Genomic DNA, 6,960 nt, shown 5'->3' with positions numbered 1-6,960 from the left:
TTAATGCTAAGGCAGTAAGTATAGGAACTAATATATGGTTAATTCCCCTAGTAACAGGGTTTGTATATATTCCAAAGGTTATTGATAATAAAACTGAGGATATAGCAAGAAATAATCCCAGTATATTTTTCATATTTATAGAACCAATTGTAACAACATAATATAAAAGTATCATAAGAGTAAATATAGGGTAGGATATTCCACTATAGCCAAAGGCAAAGTCCTTATAGAAGAATCCTAAAATTATAGCTCCTATTATGGATAAGAGTTTTTTATTAGAGGAAATATTATTATCCACTTTTTCTTGTAGAACTTTTATTTCATAGTCTTTAAAATGGTTTCTATCAAGAGGATTGGTATAAAGAGCTTTTTTTAGTCCTTCTATGGCCCTAGAGCTATAATCTATATTTATACATTCTTTAATTATCCATCCTATAGCATCAAGAGATCTAAAGGGTAGAGATTTAGCAGAGGATAAATCATCGAAACTACTCAAATCTTCTAACTTAGAATTAGAATAATCTAAAAGATAGTGAGGATATTTAGTTCCATTAGAATCAAAGTATCGAGGAGAGTCATATTTTAAGATTTTACTGGGGAGAGTATTAAACTTCTTAGTTAAAAAGTTTAATACCTCAGTCTTCTCATCACAGTTAGTGTATAATTTAATACTTGGAAGTATTAACCTATTCAAAGTATCTCTACAAGTTACTATCTTTTCATCTTTAAGTATTATAAGAAAAACTTCATTTTTCAAAGTCTTAATCCTCCTTATATTCTAAGATATCTCCAGGTTGACATTGGAGTACCTTACATATTGCCTCTAAGGTAGAAAACCTTACAGCTTTTGCCTTATTATTCTTAAGCACAGACAAGTTAGCATTGGTTATACCAACTTTTTCAGCTAAATCTTGAAGGGAAATCTTTCTTTTTGCCATCATCACATCTAAATTAACTATTATCATAAAGCTATCCCTCCTTATATGGTAAATTCATTTTCTTCTTTATATTCAACAGCTTTTTTAAAAACCTTAGATAATATGAGAATAAACAATCCTGCAAATATAAAGATTATAAACTCCATATCTGTATGAACGCCCTTAGAATCTACATATATAAACTTAAATTCTTTAAAATCTGAGTTAAATAGGGTATTTAAGATATAACATGCAGATATTATAAAACATTCATAGGAGATTCTACTTAGAGCTTTGACATTAGAATTAACAAAGGGATCTCCTTGTTCTAAAGTAATTAAAACCTTTCTTAATCCTAATACAATTAGGAATACACAGGATATACCTACTATTAATAAAATCATTACTAAGATCTTCTTTGGCGCTGATAGAATTTCTGTGCTATCTATATAAGTATTTTTAATGGTAAGTAAAGCAACTATAAATCCAATTATCATAGCTAAATCTAAAGAGACTTTTATTAAGGTTGATAAGGAACCTTTTCCGTAATATTTCATTTATATCACCTCATTATATTTTTAAGTATTTACTTTTAATAAGAATTTTAAATAGTTCTTATAGACTATAAAATAAATATTACAATAATACTTTACAAAAATCAATAGGATTTTATTGTTTTTCGATAAAAATATATTGTTTTTTATTTAGATAATACATATAGTAAACTTTTGTTTAAATTAGAATATTTATAAAATCTAAATTTGGGACAACAGACCTAAGCTAATTACATATTATAGTAATGTAATTAAGTAAAAGGAGAAAATTCATGTATTATAAATACTTAGATGAATTCTTTGCTAGAGGAGAAGACATGCCTAAATCTATGGTCATAGAAATGAGGAGAGGTGATGTTACAGGAGATAATGTTTATGATAGAGTAATGTTAGTTGGAAGTAAGCCTCATGGAAGCAATAGCCCTTTTGTTAATAATATGTATGTAGTTGTGTTTGACTCTAAGACTAAAAGGTATATAAGAATTCCTTTAAAAAATAACGCAGGATATAATCCGAGATTATTTCTTGGAGATTTTACAGGAGATAAGATTTTAGATATATGGGTAAACATGGACTCAGGCGCTAGCGGAGGATCTGGATTCTATGATTTATTTACCTATGAAGGATACGAATTTAAGAGTATATTTAACAATGATATATTTAATAAAAGAGCTAGATTTAAGGTAGATTTCATGGATAATTATGTAGTTAGGGTTTATGGAGGAAATAACGAAAAAAGTTATCTAATAGACATAAGAGATAAGGAACCAGAATACTTGAATAAAATATATAATCCAGATGGAAAACTAAAGGAGAAAAAATCGGGAAATGTAACACCTTTAAATAGGGCGTATCCTATAGATTTTGATAATAATGGAGTATATGATATATATGCTATTCAAAGAATAACAGGAATAGATGATTCAGATGAGATAGGATTTGTAAATAATATCTTAAGATGGGATGATAGTTTCTTTGAAGATTTTATTGAAACTGTCTCAATATTTGGAAGTAATCTTGGAGTAGAGGATAAATAAATATAAGCCATGATTCATGTTCTAATGGATCATGGCTTATATTTTTATTGGAAATCTATGTAAGTTTTAAAGGTCATAAATAGTATATAGAAAATAATTTTCATTATGATATTTATATTTAAAAGTCCTATAGTTTTAGCATGCTTATGAGATATATAATAGTGGTTATATTTTATAAAAAGAGACTAGACTTTGAGGATAAAATCTAGTCTTTCAATTTAACTATCTATTTGCAGTTATACTTTATTAAGTTTTCTTTAAACTTTTCGCAAAAAGTTAGGAAGTCTGATGGAACAAGATCGCTTCTTGTCTTAGAAAGATTTTTAGCAAAATTCATCAATTCATCAACATAATTTATAAATGAACTACCAGTATTAAAATTTTCACCTAATGGAATAGTTATACCCTCAGTCTCAGCCATACTTTTTAAATCAATTAAAACCCCAGTAATATCTTGAAGTCCACTTCCACATGGATATAACTTTCCTGAAAACTCAGAAAGTGTATCCTTAAGAGCATCTTTAGCTTTTTTAGCATTTATAGCATTTTCATTTTTTTCATGTATATCTATAGTGTCCGTTTTATTTGATTCCTCTGTTACATTTGAGCCATTTATTATATTGATAGGATGAACTTTTTCAATAGATTTAATTATATTGCCATTAGCAACATGATTGCCTATTTTATTATATTGTATCGTATTATTCAATTTAATCCCCCCTACATAGGGTATCGTAGATTTTATAAGTGTGTTTATATATAAAACAATTATTTTACAAATATAGATTTTAATAATTTAATTTATAGATTATACCATTATATATAACTTTACTATTCGGAGTATTATAATAAAAAATATTTATGATAATTTCTTAAAATAATTGAAGTTCCAATATTTTAATAACATTAAGTAGGTATATAAATGTTTAAGGACGCAATATTTTAAACATAGGGATGAACTATCATAGTATATAAAGTGGTTAAATAATTGTAATATAAGTAATAAAATTTCTTAACAAAAATATATATTAACGAGAAGACTCTTTATTTTTAGAAAAAGTTAATTATCTTTACTAAAAATAAAAAGTTTTATCAAATTTTTAAAATATTATATTAAATAAAATAAATTTAAGAGGAGGATCTATAATGAAACTAAAAAAAATAATAATTGCTTGTGTTGCAGGAGCAGCTATTCTCGCTACGCCTATAATTCCAAGTAAAGTTAGTAATGCATATCCAGCTTGTTATATTTGTGGTGGAAGGTTATATCCAGGACAAAATCACACTCATGAAAACACTGTGAAAAAACGAATTGTTAGAACATGTGATGACTGTGGACATCATGTATATCCAGGAGAAACTCATAAGTGTGTATATTATTAGGATGCTGAGATAAATGAAAGTTATAGAAAATAAACAAGTTATGACCTTAGGATGAGATAATTGGCTAGGGAATAAATATATCACATAGGGAATGACTTAAATATGATTATAATTAAATAAGGAGGATTTACAATGAAACTAAAAAAAATAATAATTGCTTGTGTTGCAGGAGCAGCTATTCTTGCTACGCCTATAATTCCAAGCAAAGTTAGTAATGCATATCCGTCTTGTCATATTTGTGGTGGAAGATTATATCCTGGACAAAATCACACTCATATAGATAGTGACTCAAGACTTTATATACCTTGCCAAGAGTGTGGGGGAACAATGATTCCGGGAAAAGAGCATAAGTGTGTATATGCTAAATAGTATATTATGATACTAGGATAAATATAAGGAATTATAATTAGATAATACGTAATGATATCCAATGGCTATGATATCTATAAAATAAGATATTATAAATCATAGCTATTGGATATTTATACTTCTTAGGTTTTAAAAATAGTTATTTTTAAATAAAAGATTTAATTTTTGGAATCCTTTTTATAATATCTAATTGTAGTTATATTTTATTAGATTTTCTTTAAACTTTTCACAAAAAGTTAGAAAGTCTGATGGAACAAGATCGCTTCTTGTTTTGGATAAATTTTTAGCAAAATTCATCAATTCATCAACGTAACTTATAAATGAGCCATCAGTATTAAAATTTTGACTTAATGGCATATTTATACCATCAGCCTCAGCCATACTCTTTAAATCAATTAGAACCCCAGTAATATCTTGAAAACCACTTCCGCATGGGTATAACTTTCCTGAAAATTCCGATAGAGTGTCATTAAGAGCATCCTTTGCTTTCTTAGCATTTATAATACTTTCATTTTTTTCAGATATCTCTATAATATCCTTTTTATCTAATTCATCTATTGCTTTTGAATTATTAATCACAGTACTATTTTGCTTTTTTTCGCCAATTTTAATCATATTACTATTGTTGTTTATGTTATTATACTGTATTATATTATTCAATTTAATCCCCCCTTATATATGATATCGTAGTTTTAGTATGTATATTTATATAAAAGTTATTATTTTATAAAAAATCCTTTTTTATACTATTAGTAAATAAATTGACTTATATGGGATAAAATGTTATATTGTATGTAAAATTGTAATTTTGGAGGGGTTATATGAAAAAAATATTTAAAAACAAATTTGTAAAAACTTTATTATTATTATGTGCTTTTGTATCTTTAGTTTCTTTTCCAAATATGAAAAAAGCAGAAGCTGCATCCAGATTTAATTTAACTGGTGTAGGAGAAGCAATTAATACAAAAGAAAAAATGGGATGGGAGCTATGGGTAGCTAATAAATTCCAGCCTAAATCATTCGATAACACTATAGACGTTGCAAGCAAAGATGTGGCTATTAAATATGAAATGGTGGATGAACTTGGAATGGTGTACATAGAGGTTGATGGGGTATCACTAGGACGTACTAACATTGTTGAAGATAAAAAACCAATACGTATGATAAGTACAGATAAATATGGTAAAAAGTATGTAGAAACAATTGTTGTGAAAGACCTTCCAGCGGGTAACCATAAAATAACTCTTAGATGTGTATATCCTAGAGGTGGCGTACAAACTGATTTTGTTAATATAAATGTAATTAGATAATATAAATAACTACTAGTGGGATTTTTTATTAGGGTGTACATACTCTTTTAAAAAGTCCCACCTTTATTTTTTAAGCATCCTTTTTATAATAAGTACTAAGGAGCTTTTTTATTTATATTATATATGTTAATATATTGCTTATAATTTTATATAAATTCTAAATAAATGCTAGGGATTTATTATTTTAATGTAGAATATGTTTATAAAGCATGATGAGCTTTAAATAAGTTTTATGAATTGTATATTTATTTTTAACTATAAATACAATATTATTTCCTTAGGTTATGTCTAGGGGATAGGAGTTATAAATACTTTAGTAAACTATCATATATAAAAGGTGAAGAGTAACTGATTTAAGGAATTATTAATAACATAAATTTTCTAGAGGGGGAATTAGATATGGATATAAAAATAAGAGAAGTAAGAGTAGAGGATTCAGAAGAATTATATAATATAAGGCAAATGCCAAAGGTTATGGAAAATATACTGTCAGTTAAAGATGAGCCAAAAGATTTTTTGAAAAATCGTATTGAGAATAGGGGAGAGAATGACTACTGGTTTGTTGCAGAAATAGATAATAAGGTGGTAGGATTAGTTACACTAATGGTACATGGAAATCAAAGAAAAAATCATGTTGGATATATTGCCATAATGGTTAATAGTGATTTTCACGGAAAAGGAGTAGGATCTAAGCTTATGGCTAAGATTATAGACTTATCTGATAATGACTTAAAGCTTAAGAGATTAGAACTTTCAGCATTTAAGGAAAATGAGAGAGCGTTAAATCTTTATAAAAAGTTTGGATTTGAAATTGAAGGAACTATGAGGATGTCAGCCCTTAGAAATGGAGTATATAGTGACGAGTACTCCATGAGTAGAATAAATGAAGAGGATTAAGAAACATGAATAAAGATAAAGTTAAATTAGGAACTATTAGTTTAGTGCCAGGAATTATTATGATTATCATCATGGTAATTGCTTTTAAAAGTGGTAACATGGATTATGGAAAGAAACTTTCTATAATAGCTATAATTGCCATAAATCCATTGCTTTTTATATTACAAGGAGCATTTTCAGCAGCGTTAAGGATAAGTGTAATATTTCCAGCAATGTGTTTAGCCATAGCATTTTTAGTATGCATATTTGTATTTTTAAATAATACAGCTCTGCCTTATCTTGTATTTTACGGAGGGATAGAGGCATTAGCTTATTATTCAGTAAAATCTATGCGATATATGAATGACTAGGAGTCAATATATATGGCTAGCCTAAATTTACTTTGTTTTAAATTAGAAAATAATACATAGTAATTATATAGATGTTAAATATTTAGGCTTAGGGAAACTTATATTATTAAAATTCTACATATAGGTTTTTTAGCCTAAATCTT

At 27.0% G+C, this 6,960-nt stretch carries 11 protein-coding genes; 6 read left to right on the top strand and 5 right to left on the bottom strand.

The features are described 5' to 3' along the window. From AB2369_RS01440 to AB2369_RS01430, 3 genes are all read right to left on the bottom strand, one after another. The coding region (locus tag AB2369_RS01440) for a hypothetical protein (RefSeq protein ID WP_367664690.1) at positions 1-757 on the bottom strand (757 nt) is incomplete at its 3' end. Positions 758-761: 4 nt separating this feature from the next. After that, the gene (locus tag AB2369_RS01435; protein WP_367664689.1) at positions 762-965 is read right to left on the bottom strand and encodes a helix-turn-helix domain-containing protein; all 204 of its coding nucleotides are present in this window, start codon (positions 963-965) and stop codon (positions 762-764) included. A gap of 14 nt (positions 966-979) precedes the next feature. Beyond that, positions 980-1,474, bottom strand: coding sequence for a DUF2975 domain-containing protein (locus AB2369_RS01430; protein WP_367664688.1), 495 nt, complete (start codon positions 1,472-1,474; stop codon positions 980-982). Positions 1,475-1,743: 269 nt separating this feature from the next. On the opposite strand from AB2369_RS01430, the gene AB2369_RS01425 reads away from it, so the two are divergent. Further along, on the top strand, positions 1,744-2,508 hold the full coding sequence (locus AB2369_RS01425; RefSeq protein WP_367664687.1) for a VCBS repeat-containing protein: 765 nt from the start codon (positions 1,744-1,746) through the stop codon (positions 2,506-2,508). Between the two features lie 226 nt (positions 2,509-2,734). Here AB2369_RS01425 and AB2369_RS01420 read toward each other — a convergent pair whose 3' ends face one another. Beyond that, positions 2,735-3,217, bottom strand: a complete 483-nt coding sequence (locus AB2369_RS01420; protein ID WP_367664686.1) for a hypothetical protein — start codon at positions 3,215-3,217, stop codon at positions 2,735-2,737. Positions 3,218-3,654: 437 nt separating this feature from the next. Here AB2369_RS01420 and AB2369_RS01415 point away from each other — a divergent pair, with 437 nt between their 5' ends. Together AB2369_RS01415 and AB2369_RS01410 are read left to right on the top strand one after the other, a co-directional pair. Next, complete coding sequence (locus tag AB2369_RS01415) at positions 3,655-3,891, top strand: hypothetical protein (protein ID WP_367664685.1); 237 nt, start codon at positions 3,655-3,657, stop codon at positions 3,889-3,891. A gap of 132 nt (positions 3,892-4,023) precedes the next feature. Next, on the top strand, positions 4,024-4,260 hold the full coding sequence (locus tag AB2369_RS01410; RefSeq protein ID WP_367664684.1) for a hypothetical protein: 237 nt from the start codon (positions 4,024-4,026) through the stop codon (positions 4,258-4,260). Between the two features lie 186 nt (positions 4,261-4,446). Here AB2369_RS01410 and AB2369_RS01405 read toward each other — a convergent pair whose 3' ends face one another. Beyond that, positions 4,447-4,875 (bottom strand): hypothetical protein, encoded by a 429-nt coding sequence (locus tag AB2369_RS01405; RefSeq protein WP_367664683.1) that lies wholly within the window; start codon positions 4,873-4,875, stop codon positions 4,447-4,449. A 206-nt stretch (positions 4,876-5,081) separates the two neighbouring features. Between AB2369_RS01405 and AB2369_RS01400 the strand changes: the two genes are divergently transcribed. The 3 genes from AB2369_RS01400 to AB2369_RS01390 all read left to right on the top strand — a co-directional run bounded on the left by AB2369_RS01400 (position 5,082) and on the right by AB2369_RS01390 (position 6,817). Then, on the top strand, positions 5,082-5,570 hold the full coding sequence (locus AB2369_RS01400; protein WP_367664682.1) for a hypothetical protein: 489 nt from the start codon (positions 5,082-5,084) through the stop codon (positions 5,568-5,570). A 399-nt stretch (positions 5,571-5,969) separates the two neighbouring features. Then, positions 5,970-6,467: a GNAT family N-acetyltransferase gene (locus AB2369_RS01395; protein ID WP_367664681.1), complete on the top strand. Its 498-nt coding sequence runs from the start codon at positions 5,970-5,972 to the stop codon at positions 6,465-6,467. 5 nt (positions 6,468-6,472) lie between these two features. After that, on the top strand, positions 6,473-6,817 hold the full coding sequence (locus tag AB2369_RS01390) for a hypothetical protein (protein ID WP_367664680.1): 345 nt from the start codon (positions 6,473-6,475) through the stop codon (positions 6,815-6,817). Positions 6,818-6,960 lie beyond the last annotated feature (143 nt).

Origin of the sequence: Clostridium sp., assembly GCF_040797585.1 — a bacterium.
In the GTDB taxonomy this organism is placed as follows: Bacteria; Bacillota; Clostridia; order Clostridiales; family Clostridiaceae; genus Clostridium_Z.
The sequence above is the reverse complement of the archived record's forward strand: the minus strand, read 5'-3'. Positions and strand labels throughout refer to the sequence as shown.

Bases quoted from the DNA above. Each gene is read 5' to 3' on its own strand.
- AB2369_RS01435 (WP_367664689.1), bottom strand. From the start codon at position 965: ATGATAATAGTTAATTTAGATGTGATGATGGCAAAAAGAAAGATTTCC.
- AB2369_RS01430 (WP_367664688.1), bottom strand. From the start codon at position 1,474: ATGAAATATTACGGAAAAGGTTCCTTATCAACCTTAATAAAAGTCTCT.
- AB2369_RS01425 (WP_367664687.1), top strand. From the start codon at position 1,744: ATGTATTATAAATACTTAGATGAATTCTTTGCTAGAGGAGAAGACATG.
- AB2369_RS01415 (WP_367664685.1), top strand. From the start codon at position 3,655: ATGAAACTAAAAAAAATAATAATTGCTTGTGTTGCAGGAGCAGCTATT.
- AB2369_RS01410 (WP_367664684.1), top strand. From the start codon at position 4,024: ATGAAACTAAAAAAAATAATAATTGCTTGTGTTGCAGGAGCAGCTATT.
- AB2369_RS01405 (WP_367664683.1), bottom strand. From the start codon at position 4,875: ATGATTAAAATTGGCGAAAAAAAGCAAAATAGTACTGTGATTAATAAT.
- AB2369_RS01400 (WP_367664682.1), top strand. From the start codon at position 5,082: ATGAAAAAAATATTTAAAAACAAATTTGTAAAAACTTTATTATTATTA.
- AB2369_RS01395 (WP_367664681.1), top strand. From the start codon at position 5,970: ATGGATATAAAAATAAGAGAAGTAAGAGTAGAGGATTCAGAAGAATTA.
- AB2369_RS01390 (WP_367664680.1), top strand. From the start codon at position 6,473: ATGAATAAAGATAAAGTTAAATTAGGAACTATTAGTTTAGTGCCAGGA.